Annotated in this window: 15 protein-coding genes; 5 read left to right on the forward strand and 10 right to left on the reverse strand. The window is 47.2% G+C overall.

Annotation, left to right across the window (positions count from 1 at the left end; all coding sequences use genetic code 11):
- The first annotated feature begins 108 nt into the window (after positions 1-108).
- Together ACOSVP_RS05190 and ACOSVP_RS05195 are read left to right on the forward strand one after the other, a co-directional pair.
- Complete coding sequence (locus ACOSVP_RS05190; RefSeq protein ID WP_487346426.1) at positions 109-1,788, forward strand: transporter substrate-binding domain-containing protein; 1,680 nt, start codon at positions 109-111, stop codon at positions 1,786-1,788.
- Between the two features lie 28 nt (positions 1,789-1,816).
- Positions 1,817-3,220, forward strand: a complete 1,404-nt coding sequence (locus ACOSVP_RS05195; RefSeq protein WP_487346427.1) for a sigma-54-dependent transcriptional regulator — start codon at positions 1,817-1,819, stop codon at positions 3,218-3,220.
- Between the two features lie 20 nt (positions 3,221-3,240).
- Here the strand turns inward: ACOSVP_RS05195 and ACOSVP_RS05200 are convergent, their stop codons facing one another.
- The 5 genes from ACOSVP_RS05200 to ACOSVP_RS05220 all read right to left on the reverse strand — a co-directional run bounded on the left by ACOSVP_RS05200 (position 3,241) and on the right by ACOSVP_RS05220 (position 9,442).
- Positions 3,241-4,167: an AraC family transcriptional regulator gene (locus tag ACOSVP_RS05200; RefSeq protein ID WP_487346428.1), complete on the reverse strand. Its 927-nt coding sequence runs from the start codon at positions 4,165-4,167 to the stop codon at positions 3,241-3,243.
- Between the two features lie 82 nt (positions 4,168-4,249).
- Positions 4,250-5,323 carry a Gfo/Idh/MocA family protein gene (locus tag ACOSVP_RS05205; protein WP_487346429.1) on the reverse strand — a complete coding sequence of 358 codons (1,074 nt, stop codon included), beginning with the start codon at positions 5,321-5,323 and terminating at the stop codon, positions 4,250-4,252.
- Between the two features lie 147 nt (positions 5,324-5,470).
- On the reverse strand, positions 5,471-6,517 hold the full coding sequence (locus ACOSVP_RS05210) for an NAD(P)-dependent alcohol dehydrogenase (protein WP_487346430.1): 1,047 nt from the start codon (positions 6,515-6,517) through the stop codon (positions 5,471-5,473).
- Between the two features lie 455 nt (positions 6,518-6,972).
- The gene (locus ACOSVP_RS05215; RefSeq protein WP_487346431.1) at positions 6,973-7,455 is read right to left on the reverse strand and encodes an N-acetyltransferase family protein; all 483 of its coding nucleotides are present in this window, start codon (positions 7,453-7,455) and stop codon (positions 6,973-6,975) included.
- Between the two features lie 115 nt (positions 7,456-7,570).
- Entirely contained in the window at positions 7,571-9,442 is a 1,872-nt protein-coding gene (locus ACOSVP_RS05220; protein WP_487346432.1) for a methyl-accepting chemotaxis protein, read from the reverse strand.
- Between the two features lie 184 nt (positions 9,443-9,626).
- On the opposite strand from ACOSVP_RS05220, the gene ACOSVP_RS05225 reads away from it, so the two are divergent.
- A complete protein-coding gene (locus tag ACOSVP_RS05225) occupies positions 9,627-9,836 on the forward strand; it encodes a hypothetical protein (RefSeq protein WP_487346433.1) in 210 nt (69 codons plus the stop codon).
- A 41-nt stretch (positions 9,837-9,877) separates the two neighbouring features.
- Here ACOSVP_RS05225 and ACOSVP_RS05230 read toward each other — a convergent pair whose 3' ends face one another.
- The 4 genes from ACOSVP_RS05230 to ACOSVP_RS05245 form a co-directional block, all read right to left on the reverse strand.
- Positions 9,878-10,858, reverse strand: coding sequence for a GGDEF domain-containing protein (locus ACOSVP_RS05230; RefSeq protein WP_487346434.1), 981 nt, complete (start codon positions 10,856-10,858; stop codon positions 9,878-9,880).
- 218 nt (positions 10,859-11,076) lie between these two features.
- Positions 11,077-11,637, reverse strand: coding sequence for an LOG family protein (locus ACOSVP_RS05235; protein ID WP_487346435.1), 561 nt, complete (start codon positions 11,635-11,637; stop codon positions 11,077-11,079).
- 47 nt (positions 11,638-11,684) lie between these two features.
- Positions 11,685-11,987 (reverse strand): heme-degrading protein HmuQ, encoded by a 303-nt coding sequence (gene hmuQ / locus ACOSVP_RS05240; RefSeq protein WP_487346436.1) that lies wholly within the window; start codon positions 11,985-11,987, stop codon positions 11,685-11,687.
- Between the two features lie 233 nt (positions 11,988-12,220).
- Positions 12,221-14,851 carry an Ig-like domain-containing protein gene (locus tag ACOSVP_RS05245; protein WP_487346437.1) on the reverse strand — a complete coding sequence of 877 codons (2,631 nt, stop codon included), beginning with the start codon at positions 14,849-14,851 and terminating at the stop codon, positions 12,221-12,223.
- 450 nt (positions 14,852-15,301) lie between these two features.
- Here ACOSVP_RS05245 and ACOSVP_RS05250 point away from each other — a divergent pair, with 450 nt between their 5' ends.
- Both ACOSVP_RS05250 and ACOSVP_RS05255 read left to right on the forward strand, forming a co-directional pair.
- Positions 15,302-16,048: a class I SAM-dependent DNA methyltransferase gene (locus tag ACOSVP_RS05250; RefSeq protein WP_487346438.1), complete on the forward strand. Its 747-nt coding sequence runs from the start codon at positions 15,302-15,304 to the stop codon at positions 16,046-16,048.
- An 81-nt stretch (positions 16,049-16,129) separates the two neighbouring features.
- Positions 16,130-16,552: a DUF3010 family protein gene (locus ACOSVP_RS05255; RefSeq protein ID WP_487346439.1), complete on the forward strand. Its 423-nt coding sequence runs from the start codon at positions 16,130-16,132 to the stop codon at positions 16,550-16,552.
- Between the two features lie 119 nt (positions 16,553-16,671).
- On the opposite strand, the gene ACOSVP_RS05260 is transcribed toward ACOSVP_RS05255, so the two are convergent.
- A complete protein-coding gene (locus ACOSVP_RS05260; protein ID WP_487346440.1) occupies positions 16,672-17,889 on the reverse strand; it encodes an MFS transporter in 1,218 nt (405 codons plus the stop codon).
- Positions 17,890-17,954: the final 65 nt, after the last annotated feature.

Here is a 17,954-nt window from a genome sequence, read left to right on the forward strand (position 1 = left end):
AACTTTTGTTATGGGCGCGACTTTAACCAGCCCTATCCCCCTCTTCTCATTGCCCGAAAGACTGGTTAAGATGCCCACCCTAATTCGATTTGTAGATCTTTTGCACAGATGAAAACCCTACTGATCAGTCTGTTGAGCCTAATGTGTTTTGCTCAATGGTCCTATGCCGAGACACGACTTGGTCCCAGCGCGGCGTCGCTAAAGCGGACAGTGCATATTGGTGCAGATTACAATTACCCGCCCTATGAATTTATTGATGAAGATGGCAATCCAACCGGTTATACCGTTGAACTCAGCTACGCCATTGCCGAAGTCATGGGCTTTGACATTGATCTGACCATGACCGATTGGCAAAGCGCTTACGATGGTTTGCTCGATGGCACTTACGATGCCCTACAGAACATGGCCTACTCGGATGAGCGCGCGCAGAATATTATCTTTTCACCGCCGCACTCGATCGTGAACCAATCCCTGTTCGCCCGTAAAGACGGCCCCCATGTGGACGACATTCAGGATGTGTCTGGTTATGAGGTGATCGTGCAGCAAGGCAGCATCATGCATGAATATCTGCGTCGTAATGTGCCCGATGCCATGATTATTCCCGCGCCAACCCACTCGGCAGCGCTGCGCTTACTCGCCTCTGGCAAACATGATTTTGCTCTAACCGCTAACTCACCGAGCTTGTATCTCAGTCAAGAAATGGGGCTTAGTAACCTTGAGCCCATTGCCCGTCCCGTAGCGGGTCAACGCCTTAGTTATGGTGCGCTACCGAAAAACGAAGAGTTGATTGCTTTATTTAGTGAAGGCCTCGCCATTCTGAAAAATACCGGTCGCCAGCAAGCGATTTACGATAAATGGTTTGGTACCTTGGAACAGTCAAAATGGCCGTGGAAAAAGATTGGTCAATACGCCTTCTACGCCATCCTCGCCCTATTGTTTATCTTAGGCGGCAGCATGATTTGGAATAATATGCTGCGCAAAGAAGTAGAGCGTCGCTCTAAACAAATTAAGGCTCAGCAAGAGCAACTGATTCAGGCTGACAAGATGGCTTCTCTCGGGGTACTGGTGTCAGGGGTGGCCCATGAGATTAATAACCCAACTGGGCTATTGATGCTCAACTTGCCTATCCTACGCAGCGCTTGGGAAGATGCTCTACCCTATCTAGATGAAGTCAACCAGCAACAAAATGGTATTGCGTTGGGCGGCTTGTCGTATCAACGCCTGAAAGCTGAAATCCCTTATTTGTTGGACGAAATGCAACACAGCACCGATCGCATTCGCAATATCGTCAACGATTTAAAAGACTTTGCCCGAGAACAGCCGGACGAAATTTGGCAGGACGTAGACCTTAACCATGTCACCCAAACAGCGGTACGCTTAGTGGATAAGTCCATTCGCGGTGCCACCGACCACTTCACATTACATTTGGATCAGCGCCAACCACATATCACAGGTAACCCACAGCGCATTGAACAGGTTATCATTAACCTGATTTTAAACGCTTGCGATGCCCTCTCCGACAAATCTGCTAGCCTAACGTTAACCACGACCCTAAGTGCCGATCAAAAAGAAGCATTGCTGGTAGTGGAAGACCAAGGCTGTGGCATTGCCAAAGACGCCTTACCTCGCTTAACCGATCCATTCTTTACTACCAAGCGAGAAACAGGGGGCACAGGCCTTGGCTTATCGGTGTCTGCCGGCATTATAAAAGCCCACAAAGGACGCCTATCGTTTGAATCAACCGTGGGGCAAGGTACAACGGCGATCGTTACCTTTCCGATTCTTTAACCCCATCCGCCGCTAAGAGGAATTTCATTTGAACCAGCTGGCCTATCCGCAATTTAAGATTCTATTGGTGGACGACGAGCCTTCGTTTTTGCGCAGCATGTCGTTGACCTTGGAACGCTACGGTTTAAATAACATCCTCACCTGCTCTGAACCCCATAAGGTTCAAGGCTTAATGGCGGAGCATTCCGTCGGTCTGGTACTGCTGGATCTGACCATGCCAGTGATCTCGGGACAGGAGCTGCTCGCTTGGTTAACAGAAGAATACCCAGATGTGAGTGTGATCATCTTTAGTGGCTTGAACCAAGTCGACGCCGCGGTGAACTGCGTTAAGCAAGGGGCATTCGATTACATCGTCAAAACCGCTGATCAAGAACAGATTTTAGAAGCCATCAAACGTGCCATTCACACTCAAGAGTTAAGTCTTGAAAACCAAGCGCTACGGGCGCAACTGCTTTCAAGTGAACTGGGTAAAGCCGATCACTTTGCTGACTTTATTACGGCCGATCCCAACATGATGTCGACCTTTCGCTACTTAGAATCGATTGCTAGCAGTAGCCAACCGGTTTTAATTACCGGTGAAAGTGGTGTCGGCAAGGAGCTGATCGCCGGAGCCATTCATGAACTAAGCGGCCGTCGCGGCCCCTTAGTCACTGTCAATGTGGCAGGCTTAGACGATAATATTTTCTCTGACACCCTATTTGGACATGCCCGCGGCGCCTTTACTGGGGCCGATAAAGTACGTCAAGGCTTGGTCGAAAGTGCCGCCGGTGGCACCCTGTTCCTTGATGAGATTGGCGATTTAAGTTCGACTTCTCAAGTGAAACTACTGCGTCTATTACAGGAAGGCGAATACTATCCGATTGGCAGTGACCGTCCTAAACGCATTCAAGCCCGTGTCATAGTCGCCACTCACCAAGACTTAGTTGAGCAACAAAAACAGGGCAAATTCCGCAAAGATTTATACTATCGTTTACGCACCCATATGGTGTCGATTCCGCCTTTGCGCGAGCGAATGAATGATTTGCCATTGCTCATCGACCACTTTATGCGCCAGGCCTGTGAGGAATTGCAAAAGGAGCCCGTTAGTATTCCTAGCAATCTGGCCCTGCAATTACAGCAGTACAGCTTTCCTGGCAATGTGCGTGAGCTTAGGGCGTTGGTTTACGATGCCGTGAGCCAAAGTGATCAAGCTGGCTTAAATATCAGCGTGTTCCAGCAGCTGCTGGGCAATGCATCAGTGGATGTGTTTGAGCGTGCGGTACGCTTTCCAGAAGACCAACCACTACCCACCTTGACCCAGCTAAGTAAGCTGTTGGTGGAAGAAGCCATGAACCGTGCCAATCAAAACCAATCATTGGCAGCACGTATGTTGGGGATTTCTCAGCCGGCACTGAGTAAACGTTTGAAAAATATGAAGGAAGGTGAAGACTAACCTGACGCTGTCCCATCAGGTTATCTTGTCTGAACGTCACGACTGGGTGCGACCCCAAAGGCACGGGTGTATTCACGGCTGAACTGTGATGAGCTGGCATACCCTACTTCATAGGCGGCTCGACTCACATCCATCATTTGCGTGCGCATCAGATTCCGAGCACGCTGCAATCGTACCGTTTTCTGATACTGCAAAGGGCTCATGGCGGTAATGGCTTTAAAGTGGCTGTGAAACGATGACACACTCATGCCCGTAAGCTTGGCCAGTTCCTCCATCTTCACCGGTTCAGCGTAGTGGTCTTTTAGCCAAGTAATGGCTTTGCTGACTTTTTCCGCGTGGGAGTCAGTTACACCAATCTGGGCAATAGCAGGCCCCACTGGGCTTTTTAACAGGCGAATAAAGATCTCTTCCAATACCAAGGGTGCCAGTAATTCAACATGCTCTTGCTCGCTTACCAGCTCCAGTAAGCGTACACAGGCTTTTAAAATCTGCTGGTCCGTATCCGCCACATAGACAGTGCTTACCTTGTCTGCTTTGGGTAGGCCATTTGGGTACACTTTTAATGCTAGCTCATGAATTTTCTGTGGCGACAGTGGCAACATTAGGCAGAAATACGGCTCTTCCGCACTGGCTTTGGTGATTTTCAAATCCAGCGGAATCTCTGCCGCATATACCACCATAGTGCTGGCATCTTCCACATACTCAATGCCGGACTGCATCACTGAAACGTACTTGGCCCCTTGAGGCACGATGCAAAAACTGGGCTCCGCTAACAAGCATGTCTTTTCCGTGGTTGGCTTTGAATAACGTGCCACATTGACCTGCTCATCGACCAAACGAAAGAAGCCATCATAGGGCGTTAAGCGCGTCAGCAACTGAGACATTTTTGTCAGTATCTCATCACTCGGTCGAACACCGTGATGCTTAATGGTCTGAATTTGACTCATACCCTTTCCTTATAAACACTAGTCGCCGCCGATGACCGCTAGACAAAAAGCGGTCATCGGCAACGGAACTAGAAACGCTGGATTAGCCTTCGCCAATCGCCGCCAATAGCTCATGCAGTTTCAATGCATCCGCGAAACTTGGGGCTGTTTTTGAACCGGTGCGGATATCCTGTGCAACCAGCTTGTAAATGCCTGCCACATTACGCGGGATAAGTTGTTCCGGCAGACCTTGGTACAGTTCTGCTGGCACTTTCAGTGGTTGCAGTTCTTGCTCATCGCCCTTGGCAGCAAAGATTTTCAGATCACAGAATTGACCGTGACCAATGTTACCGCGAACTTGGATGTCCCCTTCGGTGCCGTTAATTTCCCAGAAGAAATTCGTACCGCGGCACATGCCACCACGATAATGGGCCGAAAACGCCGCGCCACTGGCCAACTGGGCGTGAACCAGGATTTGGTCCGCCGCAGTTCGCTCAATGTCTTCACCAGTATCCGTGACGTGTACACTTTGACGGCGAGTGAGCAAGCGCCCCGAAACGTCTGCGAACTCCCCAAGCACATCTTGCACACCCGCTAAGGTGTGCGCAAATGGAATGGTCAACATGGTCGCACCATTCGTCTTGTCTTCTAGGTAGGTCAATTCTGCATTGGTTTGTGTGCCCCAGTTAGCACCCGAGCCAATCAGAGATGATGACAAGACTTGCCCCACATAACCGTCTTTAACCAAGCTCGCTAAGTACTGTAGCTCTGGCGCGGTGCGCATTTGCGTACCGATCGTTGTCACCACACCTTTCTCTTCTGCCAACGCGGTTAACTTTTTCGCTTCTTCTAAACCATTACCTAGCGGCCACTCACTGTGTACGTGTTTGCCTGCTTGCAACGCCGCTGTGATCAGTTCGTAGTGGTACGGCACTTTAACGGTGACCACCACTAGATCAATCTCATCGGACTGAACTAACTCTTGTGGTGTGGCAAAGGCATGGGGCAGATTTAAAGCGTCTGCCGTACGTTGACTACTTTCAGGGGTAGAGTTCGCCACTCCCACCACTTTAAATTCATCAGCTAATGATGCCAGAGCTGGGATATGTGCCATTGCAGCCCAATGACTATCAGGATTAAGACCAATAAAACCAACGCGAATAGGTTGTGTGCTCATGATGTTCCTCACTGTTAATGACATTTTCTGCAGGCAAGGAGGCGCCATTACCACTTTTTACAAAGCAGCTTTGCCAACATTAAGATTTGGGATTAAGAAGAGCAGCGACGGGCCCGCCGCCGCTCTGATCGGGTACGCTTTAAGGGATTAAGCGCTTAGAGAAGCCATATCGATTACGATACGGTGCGCCATGTCACCTTTAGCCATACGATCGAATGCGTCGTTGATTTGATCAATGTTGATCATTTCACATTCTGGGTAGATGTTGTGCTCAGCACAGAAATCTAGAACCTCTTGAGTCTCTTTGATACCACCGATCAAAGAACCAGCCACACGACGACGACCTGCCACTAGAGGCCAAGTCATTGGCTCTTCAACTGGACCGATTTGACCCACGATCACTAGAGAACCGTCGATGTCTAGTAGTGGTGTGTAGATATTTAGATCGTGTTTTGCAGGCACTGTGTCGATGATTAGATCAAGAGAGCTCGCCGCTGCGGCCATCGCTGCAGCGTCAGAAGACGCTAGGATGCCCTTCGCACCCAATGCTTTGGCATCGGCTTCTTTCTTGTTAGAACGGCTGATTACGGTAACTTCAGCGCCCATGGCTACTGCAAGTTTAACCGCCATGTGACCAAGACCACCTAGACCGATCACACCTACGCGAGAGCCTTGTTTCACGCCCCAAGTACGTAGTGGTGAGTAAGTCGTAATACCCGCACAAAGGATAGGCGCAGATTTAGACAGATCCATACCCGCTGGTACGCTTAGTACAAACTCTTCACGTACAACGATGTGCTTAGAGTAGCCACCTTGCGTGATTTCACCGCTGATGCGATCTGGTGCACCGTAAGTTGGCGTCATACCGTTACGGCAGAATTGCTCTTCGTGGTTATGACACTGGTCACATTCTTGACAGCTGTCAACCATACAACCTACGGCTACTTGGTCGCCCACTTTGTATTTTGTTACATCAGAACCGATAGATGTCACCACACCCACGATTTCGTGGCCAGGCACTAGCGGGTAAGGCTGTGGACCCCAGTCGCCGTTTACCGTGTGTAGGTCTGAGTGACAAACACCTGAGTATAGAATTTCGATTGCTACATCGTTGTTACGTAGTTCACGACGTTCAAAGTGGTAAGGCACCATGTTTGCGCCAGAATCGTGTGCTGCATAGCCTACGGTTTTCATAAACTTTCTACTCCCAGTTATTTTCTAATAATCGTGCTTAATGGTTTTAAGCAGTGTTTATATAGTAGAAGTAAAACGCCAGTTTTTCGTGCCTAATCCTCTTTAGATTTTGCATAAAACTACAAAGTACTTGATGAGCACGGAAGCCAACAAATCGCAAGCTTCATCATAAAAGAACAAGCAGGAATATTTGAAAGGTAAAACAGAACCATTCAGTCAATCTTAACCGAATGATTTTTATAGAGTTAAATCACAAACCAGTAATTTTATTAAGCGCCACAACATTGAGTCGATGTATAAAAGTCACTGAGAGACATTGAACAATTCCCACACAGGCTTACCTTATCCTCCAATAAGAATAAGGTAATAGCATGCACAACTGTCCACGCAACTGCCATATTCTCACGTCAATATGACAGTTCATGTAGAATGATGGTATGGTGAATCGCCAGTGATTAACGCAACGCTTTATACATAATATGGCAGTCCACCAAGCCGAGCTTGCTATGACGGTAAGCATTAGGCACCGTGCCCAAAATCGCAAAACCCAACTTTTGCCACAGGGCCACCGCGACCTTATTGGTCGACACCACCGCATTAAATTGCATACCTAAGAAGCCCAGCTCTCGCGCCACCTGTTGCGAATGGTCGCACAGTTTGGTCGCGAGCCCTTTGCCACGCGCCGCCTCGCTCACCATGTAGCCGCAGTTACAAATATGATCCCCTGGCCCCATAGCATTGGCCTTGATGTAGTAGGAGCCTAAAATCTCGCCCGCCTCTTCCCAGACAAAGGTCTTAGCCGGCAGCTGACACCAAATTTGATAGGACTCTTCCTGAGTCATATCAGGACGGTAAGCATAGGTTTCTTGCGCCTTGATCACACTAGAAAAAGTTGGCCAAAAAGCCTCAAAGTCAGATCGCGTCATTTCACGAATCACGTTTCACTCCTCACCGTTGCCTTAGATTGAGGGGTTATATTCGCATAAAAAAACGCCTCAATTGAGGCGTTTTTTGGGAAAGCTTGGCTTTCTTAAGTATTGTTAAGAACCTTGATTAAACAACAAAGCGATCCAGCAGCTCTTTCTGAGCATTGGTACTAGAACGCTGTTTTTCCATCGCCGCACTAGAAGACTCCGCTAAACCGGATACTTCAACGGACAGATCTTTGATCTTGACCGCATTGCTGCTGATGTCTTCTGCCACATGGCTTTGTTCTTGGGCAGAGGAAGCAATCTGAATGTTCATATCACTAATACGTTCAATCGCCACACTGATGTTACGCAGCGCTTCGTCGGCAAACTTAGCTTTCTCCACTGCTTGCGCTGCCGTGGCACGACTTTCATTCATGGCATTAGAAACGGCAGCCGAACCATACTGGAGCTGCTCAATCATATTGCGAATTTCGGTGGTCGATTCTTGGGTACGCTGCGCCAAGGTACGCACTTCATCCGCCACGACTGCAAAACCACGACCACTTTCACCGGCGCGTGCTGCTTCAATCGCTGCATTCAAGGCCAACAAGTTCGTCTGATCGGCGATATCGTTGATCACACTTAGAATGGTTTCGATGTTAGAAGTAGCGGTCTCAAGTTCTTGTACTTGCTGTACCGCTTGTTCAATACGAGCCGCTAAGCTGCCAATTGAATTTGCTGTTTCACTGACAATATTCGAGCCTTCGATGGTGTTGCGATCCACATCTTGCGCCGCTTCAGAAGCATGTTGCGCACTTTGTGCCACTTCATTAGCCGTCATGGCCATTTCATGAATCGCGGTGGCCAGTAGATCCAGCTCATGCATTTGCTTACGCGTCGCATCAGCGGATTTCTTCGAGTCTTGAACCGTCTCGTTACCACTCTCTACAATTTCATCACTCAGCTGTTTAAGCTGCTGAATCTGAGTTTGTAGGCTCTGCGTGAAGGTATTAAAGCCCGTCGCAAGACTGGCAAATTCAGGTGTTTTACTCACCGTAATACGTTTGGTGAGATCACCCTTACCCGCAGAAACATCCTGAATCGCACGATTCAGACTGTCTAATGGCAGCAATAGACCTTTGATCATAAAGGTCAAGACAATCAAGCTGATCACCAAGCCAATCACGGTAAAAATAATCGCGTTATTACGCAATGAGCCAAGCGCTGCGTAGGCTTTGCTCTCATCGATCACAGCCACAATATACCAGCCTTCATTCTTGTCTGCGGTGATATTAACGATGTAAGAGTTTCCGTCCATGTCGACCGTTTGGTTGCCGGCCACTAAGCGTGCATCAGGTAGGATATCGGCAAATTTCTTACCATTGTTGCTGGTGTTTGGATGGGCGATCGCCGTGCCTTCTTTGGTGACGATAAATAGATAACCCGAATCGAATAGATTAATCGAGTTCACGAGATCCGATAAACCACCCAGATCCATATCGTAGAAAGACGTGCCGACAAAGGTGTTGCCATCGTAGACGGGGTTCACCACCGAAATTACGATTTTACCGGAGGCCATATCCAAATAGGGTTCAGTAATGGCTTGCTGGCCTTTGGTTTTATTTAAGTTAAACCAAGGACGCTGACGTGGATCGTAGTCAGAAGCTGGCACCCAATCGTCCACGTTTTCAAGAATGACACCATCTGCTTGGTAGCCCATCCCAGCGCCTAGGAAACTTTTCTTAAACGTCTTCTCTTCCAGAACTCGCTTTACGTAATCGCGATCGTTGGGGGCAATTTCGATTGTTTCAGCAATCGTATAAGCCAGTGCCTTTTTGTTATTCATCTCAGAGGAAATGGTATTTTGCACACCATTTACCATCTCTTTTAAGCTCGTGGAAACCAATCCTTCTACTTCACTACGAACAGTCATTAATTGTTGTACGCTTAGTAAGCCAACGGTCAGCAACAGCAGCACTGTCGACGCCGCAACAATTTTATGGCTAAAACGCATGATTATTACCTATGATGAGTTAATTTAATTTACACTGCATTACACTAAAGCTAGTAGCGTAAGTGTTTGTAAATTTTACTCTAGAATTATGTCGTTTTGTTGATCGGATAGAATTGCTGGGGATACTTTAATACGCTTCCTTGATATATCCTTGATAACGCGCCACTACACATATAAGAGTTTTATGCCCCCCTTAAACCACCGCTCTGATGCCGAATTACACAAACAGCCAAGCCCGCTAAAACGCTGGCCTGTCTATTTATTTGTTATCGCTTTTGCAGTGGTCTTTGTGGTGGAATTTCAAGATGAGCTGTTGAGCTTGATTTCGGTGCATATTGATAACTATTTCAAGGCTCAACAAGCCTTAGTCGATGCGCAATATTTTGCCTGCTAACGACTCAGCTTCGGCAGAAGTGAATAGACAAAAGGTAAGGCTTATAAGTCTCTGATTTTTATCCAAGAGGTTTCAACGACCTCAGCCCATTCTTCTTTGACAGAAGGCTCAAAAATGCAGCTTTGGTTGCGGCCATTTCTCTTAGATTCATACATGGCCTCATCCGCCCTCGAAATCAGGCCCAGAGTATTGCAATCATCCTCGCAGACTTCTGTCACACCGAGACTTGCGGTGACGTGAATTTCGTATAGGTCGGTTTCACAAGGGGTTTCAAACAGTTTGGTTCGCAGCGTTTCCGACAATGCTAGGGTCTGCGCAGCGTTCATATGGGGTACCAGAATGGCAAACTCTTCCCCGCCAACACGTCCTACTGACATGGTTTCATGCAACCCAGCACGGAAAGTATTGACCACATGGCGAATGACTTCATCCCCCATACCATGGCCTAGGGTATCGTTCACTCGCTTGAAGTAATCGATATCAAACATAATCAGAGAAAACGTTCCCTGTTGATTTCGATAGGTATCGATGGCGGCTTGTAGCAGTTTGGTAAAAGAACGGCGGTTGTAGACTCCGGTTAACTCATCCACTTCGGATAAGTGTTTCAACTCCATTTCCAAATAGTGTTGTTTGGTAATATTTTTAGCATTCCAAAGCACCACTCGCTTGCCATTTTCATCAATCGGCAAGCATTTAATTACCCCTTCAAACCAAAGCTCTTTTGGCAAGATCAGTCCATGAGGCAGCTCAATCGTGTTGTCCTCATCGAATTTATACTTTACGTACTGGGTTTCACCAGTCGTGATGGCCTTGGTAATGTGCGCGAGAAAACCGTCTGCCAGCTCTGCTGGCATAACATCATGTAATCGCTTACCAATGAACGGCTTGCAATCAAATCCGGTAGCATTCTCTTCCCCACCATACACATCCAAGTATTCTCCATTTTCAGAAAACACAAAAACATGGTCTGGCAAGGTATCTAGCACAGCGAAGTAGCGCGCTAGCACATTCTCATCTTTCACGATTTTCTACTCTATCAGCACGATGGCTTAAGCTAACTTATCAGCAAGATAGCTAAAATTCTATTTGATTAAAAATCATACGGGAAAGATGAAATACTGAACAACAAAAAAACGGTAACTTTCTGTTTTAATGTGTGGTTTTAAGCGCTTTTCTATTAACAGGACGGGGAAATGTATACAGAATGCGGAATAACCGTCCGCACTCTGCTTTTACGTATTTAGCGCCACTTACGATCGGGCGCTTGATAGTGGCGAATAGCGTCTAGCAATGTTTCGGCTTGATCCGTGTTAATCAGCATATCGATGTACTGCGGGCGCACAAATCCGGCATCACGCATTTGCTCAACCATGCTAAACAAAGGATCGTAGAACCCCGCCACATTATAGAATGCACAAGGTTTGTTATGATGGCCAAGCTGCGCCCAGGTCCACACTTCAAAGATTTCTTCTAAGGTCCCTATTCCACCAGGAAGCGCGACGAAGGCATCCGCTAACTCGGCCATTTTGGCTTTACGCTCATGCATATCTTTGACGACATGCAATTCTGTTAAGTTGGGGTGGGCAATTTCTTTGCTTTTCAAATACTCAGGAATAGCGCCATAGACTTTACCGCCATGCTCTAACACGGCATCGGCGATGGTGCCCATCAGGCCAACGTTGCCACCACCATAAACAAGCTCCACACCTTGCTCTGCAAAGTATTTACCTAACGCCTTGGTGCTTTCGACAAAGCGAGGATCGTTACCACTGCTTGAGCCACAAAATACTGCGATTTTCATTCTGAAACCTTCATCCATTCATCGTTACTGTATGCACTTTAAGCGTCTTAGATGACAGCTTCAAAACACTCTAATTGCGGATGTCCCATATAGATATCACGGCGACTACCGGCGTTAGCATGAGCTTTACGGAACGCTTCTGATTTGGTCCAAGCCTCAAACGCCTCACGGGATTCCCATACAGCATGAGACGAAAATAGCGTGAACTCCTCATTGGTCGAACCCTGTAATAAATTAAAGGATTGGAAACCAGGCACTTCGTTTAGGTAGGAATCACGACCTTTCCAGATATCGATAAAGTCTTGCTCGCAGCCTAGTTTGATCTTAAAACGGTTCATGGCAATAAACATAGGGACCTCTTACAACGGGATTTTTGTCAGCCTTTATCTCTTTCTAAGGCATTCAGCGTGCTTTTATTGTGACAGAGCAAAGGCTATGTCTGAAACTCTTTTATACCCAACTTGCAAACCGACCTCTGTCTTATGTATGCAAAATCCACCTAAAAGAAAAGGCACTTTCAAACAACTGAAAGTGCCTTTTATAAAACATAGAAGCGATCGAACTGCTCGATTTTGCTCACCTATTAGATAAGTGCATAACCAGAGTCGAGATTGATGCCATTGTCTACTACCACCTCAGTGATACCATTAATAGTGACCTCAAACTCGACAGCATCTATTTCCTCAGACCCTGCATCATAAGGAGATTGGTCCCCATCCCCATCGGTCGAAGCCATTGCGAAATGCAGCACATAGTCGTCGGTTAACTGTTGCTCGATGGTTTCGATCTTGTTAATACGCACCTTATCGTTAAAGTCAATGTCTTCAGGATCGATCGCAATGTAGATCTGATCAATCTCCTCACCCTCTTCCAAATCAGGTTCTATGGTAATGGTTTCACCACCTTTAACATTGATATTGGTTGTATTGACGTAGCCAAAATCAACTACTACCCCCTCATCAACGACTACGTAAATTACATCAGGATTATCGGCGACACCACCACCGACCCCTTGTAGATCCAGTACGATACCTGTGATGTCCCCAGAAGAGCCCGTTACATCAATTTCCAACAACTCAAGCTCATCGATATTACCGTTACCGATACCAATACCACCCGCGTTGTTTGGGTTAATATCGTCTGAACCATCACCTTCGCCCAAGTCTATCAATGTCCCATTTTCGACAGCATCGACCAAGTCATCAAGGTCTGCCCCAGCAAAGAAGAAACCACTGAACTCAATATCTTCGACCACTAGGTTCTCTACCGGCCCACCGGCACTGACTGATGAGAAGTCGATTGGATTATTGACCTTAAGCGGATTCTCAAAGACCGTTAGCGTGTAGGACCCCTCAGGGGTCTCATCGCCGTCATCATTAGGGTCAGAGTCAATCGTCAGCGTATAGAAAGTCTTCTGAACTATTTCATCTAGTACTTCGTCGTAGAAGTCATAGACCCCTCTTACAGCATCTTCACCATTTGGACCAGTGTAGTATTCCGACTCAATGACACGACCATCATTGAGCGAGAAATCGTTGGGCAGACCAACAAGCTGCAACATCTGTCCATCAGCACCCGCATACAAGGTGAAAGTATCGCTAACGTAAGCATTTTTCACATAGTTAACGGTTTTATCATCAAGGGTGTTCAGTGCATCGAATTCCACATCATCATTGATCGGAACCTGCACTAGGAAGTTGGTATCATCGATGATTTCAACGCTTACGGTCAGACCGTCTGAATAGCCACCATGCTCGTCCACTACATAGACAGTGAAGTCATCATAGATGCCGCCATTGTGTCCCTGCACCGCAGCATGATCAGCATTAGAGGTTAATGTGTAACGTACCGTGTCGTCGTCAAAAAATTCGAGCGTACCGTAGGTACCATTTAACGTTGTCAGGCTACCACCGGTTGTACCCGCTACAAATGGTGTGTCCGAATCATCGACATCATCAATTGTAATATCGATGTCTTGTACTACTGGGATCCCTGTATCATCTGGATCATCCTGACTACCACCGACCAAACCTGCCTCATAGACCTGCACCACATCGGGAGCCACCCCAGTCGGATTATCGTTCTCACCAGCAATTTCAATCGTTACTGTAGCGGTATCTGAGGCGCCATGACCGTCATAGGCTTTGTAATCGAACGCCACATAGGCCGTGTCACCGACCCCAAGATTTTCGAACTCACCATTTGGATCGTAATCGAATGTCCCATCGCTGTTAAAATCGGCAAGAACGCCTGTATTACCACCGATAGTGTTACCTTGATCGTCAACTCTTCTTAATGGGCTGGATAACTCGGCCGCGATCAAAGGCGCATCATCGCTGTCGGTATCATTACCCAGTACCGAAGCCAGAGACGTTTCTCCGTCATCCTCGTCTACATATCGGACGTCGTCATTGGCAACTGGGTCGTCATTGTCTGGCAGCACGGTAACACGCACCACCGCAGTGTCCATACCGCCATAAGGGTCACTGACGGTATATTCAAATGTGTCGATGCCGAAGAAACCATCGAGCGCGGTGTATTTGAGCTCGCCATTAATGACCTCAACCGTCCCCCCCGTGTCGGTGGTGATCATTGCATACCCCCCGCTTGCATCACCATCAGAACCACCAGCAGGTCCCGTGTCATCAGCAATATCGGAGATTCCAACAATCATGAAGCCGTTCTTGTCAGGCTCAGGCCAGATGTCCACATCCGTATCATTCTCTAGAACATCAATGACAATGCTCTCTTGATCAAGATCTGAAGCGTCCTGCTGTACAGTCGCGGCATCATTCACCGCATCTGGATCATCATTGACACCGGTAATCATCACAGTGACGGTCGCCTCGTCGCCATCTTGACCATCATTGGCTTCGTAGGTGAAGGTATCATAGACCACCGCGCCTTCTGCTAGTGAGTCAAAACCATTCAACAGCGTAAATTCCGCATCAGCAAAATTACTCAGTGTTGGATCACCATCAGTGTCGATGTAAAGAATTCCATGATAACGGGCATCGTATATAAACGTACCGTTAGTCTTGAAATCAAACAGTGGGTTTTTAGGATTTGTGAGAACGCTTGCGGCGAGAGCATCGTTGTCGGCATCCGTGTCATTGCCCAACACGCCACTCACCGGACTGTTCACACGTAAAATTTCGTCCTCCTCGACCAGGTAGCTGCCTGAATCGTCATATGCTATTGGTGTAGCCATCATTTGGCCCCCCTCTATATATGACACATGTCCACACCCTGAACTTGGAACGGCATCACTGGCCAAGTCAGATAGCCCGCGATCGCTAAGCATACAGCTTGCAAATAGGATAAACGTACTTCATAGCGGATTGCGTCATTTTGATTGCGGACAAAGTGCCCGCGAACTCCAAGAGTCTGACGCTTATCTGTGTTGATGCCTAAAGGGTCACACCCAAGTCGGATCCCTCCACGCTATAATTATAACTATTCCTTATTAAATTGACGGACTATCATGATATAGGTCAATATTTATTAGATATAACAACTTGACCAAAAACCAAAAACAATCTAACACCTATAAAATAACCATTACATAAAAGCCGACATCAACAGGATTCTCGACAACTTTTATGGCTTTCCAAGCCATTCGAAGCTAGTATGTCGCGCCTTTTATTTTTGCAGAGCTGACATCATGTCCGAAACTGTTTTATACACTGACTTGTCAGCCTACTATGATCTCATGTGCGCCGACATCAATTATCAAGCGCAAAGTGATTGTACCATGCGTCTCGACCAGATCTTTGGTAACGCAGGACGTCAGCATCTCGATATCGCCTGTGGCACAGGGCCACACATCCGCCACTTTCTCGATGCTGGATATCAAAGCCAAGGGTTGGATTTAAACCAACCAATGCTCGATAAAGCACAGATCCGCTGCCCAGAAGCCACTTTCAGCCTACAAAACATGTGCTCCTTTACCCTGGAACAGCCAGTAGACTTGATCACCTGCTTTCTGTACTCGATTCACTACTGTGGTGACATTACCCCGCTTGAAGCCTGCTTGGAAGCGGTCAATAACGCTCTGACCAGCGGTGGAGTATTTTGCTTTAACTCGGTGGACAAGCGCCTGATCGATAACCACTCTTCTACGGCACACTCCGCCGAACAGGACGGCAGTCGTTTTGACTTTCGTTCAGGTTGGTTTTACGAAGGCCAAGGCTCTGAGCAGCGTTTACGCTTAAGTATTCAAAAAACTACTGGCGATCAGGTGGAAGTGTGGCAAGACAGCCATCCGATGGTTGCAGTGGAATTCCCAGAACTTAAAACTCTGTTAGAAAAGCATTTTGAAGTGTTTATTTTTGAGCATGACTACGACAAGTTAGTGCCTTGGGAAGGACAAACAGGCAACGCTATTTTTGTCTGCGTGAAACGCTCATAACCCGCTTTTAATACTGACACTGTATGATTGTGATGGATGTGCGATAATGCGCCCCAGACACTCAGCTAGGACTCTTTTCTTATGATCACATGTGGTATCGAAATCAAAGGCAGCGAAGTTATCCTTTGCCTACTTTCAAAAGATGATGGTTTTTTCCAACTGCCAGACTGCCGCCAAGTACGCCACTCTTTAGTTCATCCAAATGATGCGGAAGCCATGCGTAAATTCCAATTTACCATGAAGAAGCTGTTTGAAGATTATAAAGTCAAGCAAGTCATCATTCGTGAGCGCCCAACCAAAGGCAAGTTCGCTGGCGGTGCAGTAGGCTTTAAGATGGAAGCCGCGATTCAGTTGATCCCTGATTTAAACGTCGAACTGATCAACAATGCCACTATGAAAGAAATCATCAAAGATAACCCACTGCCAATCGACTTCTCTGCGACAGGTCTAAGAGCCTTCCAAGAAGGCGCCTTTATGGTGGCCTACGCAGCGTTAAGTCGATAATTAACGTTCAATACTAGCACCAGATAGTAAAAGCCCCGTTAAGGAAAGACCTTAACGGGGCTTTTAATTGCGTTCTGTCTGGCTAAGAACGCTTACTTACTGATACATTTCTTCAGGCGTTAATGCGCCCCAACCAATGGCTTACCATTCGCAGGATGTCTGCCGCTCAAGTAAATGTAACCAGCTAGCACAAGTAACACACCACTTACCGCTGTGATGAGCCAATACACATTAATCAAACTGCCTGTGGCATCATTGATAAAGCCAGCCATGAGGTTACCAAGCGCCCCACCCAGCCCAAAGGTAACCATGCCAATGCCATTGATTTGCATCGTAGCTTTTGAGCTATATTGCTTGCTTACCCAGCCGGCAATAATCCCCCAAATCGGAAAATACATTAGGCCGTAGCCAATCCCTGCCAACAGCACGAATTTTGCTGGATCGTAAGTAAAGGCCGCTAAACCGATGGCAAAGGCTCCAAAGATAGCAACCAAGGCCAAGCCATGCCCCTTTTGGTCCGCTAACTTGCCCACCACAAATCCAGCGATCATGCCCGTAATACCAATGACACTCCAAGTGTAACCACCTAATGAGGCCGGCAATTCAAGTTGCGCGAGGAACACGTTCAACCAAGTTGAAAATGTCATGGTAGATAGACCGACTAGCAACAACACTAAGCAAGATAGAAACGCTGTACGCTCAGTAAATACGGTCTTGAATAATTGAGCTGAGCTCATGGCAGAGCTTGGTACCAACAATTCCACATTAATATTGGCGTTTTCATTGTTGCGTTTTAGGCTTTTCAATAACTGTAATGTTACCAGCAACACCACTACCCCAAATACCGCCGCCGCGATCCAACCACTACGCCAGCCAAACATTGGCACGATAAGAAGAATAACAAGACCGTTAAAGCTGTACCCCCAAGCGGTACCGCTGGCCGCAATCGATAAGTTAGTTGAGGTACGATCCGCACGACCATAGCAGGTGGTCATTTCCACAATCCCCCCCCAACAAAACGCCGCACTGAAGGCCATCACTGTTAATACCAAAGTGATGATAAGAGGGTCATTTAACCAAGCCATGGTAAATAGTAAGGCACTGGTGAGCAGACCAGAACCCAATAACAATTTACCAGAATCTAAACGATGACCAATCACGCCCAGTAGCATTGCCCCAGCGAGATAGGCTAACTGCGTCAGCGCACCAATAGTGGCTAGATGCCAACTGGTGATATCAATAGACTGTTGCATTAGCGGCACCAATGCAGCGAACAAGAATAGGCCAAAGCCGTGACTGATAACTTGGTTAAAACCAAAGGTGATTGCCAATCGCATAGAGCACACTCCTATTCGCAACGCTTATTTTTATTAGAGTTGAAGCTGAACTACCCATGTAGTTG

The sequence above is a fragment of the Marinomonas sp. HM11-D genome (genome assembly GCF_057626615.1).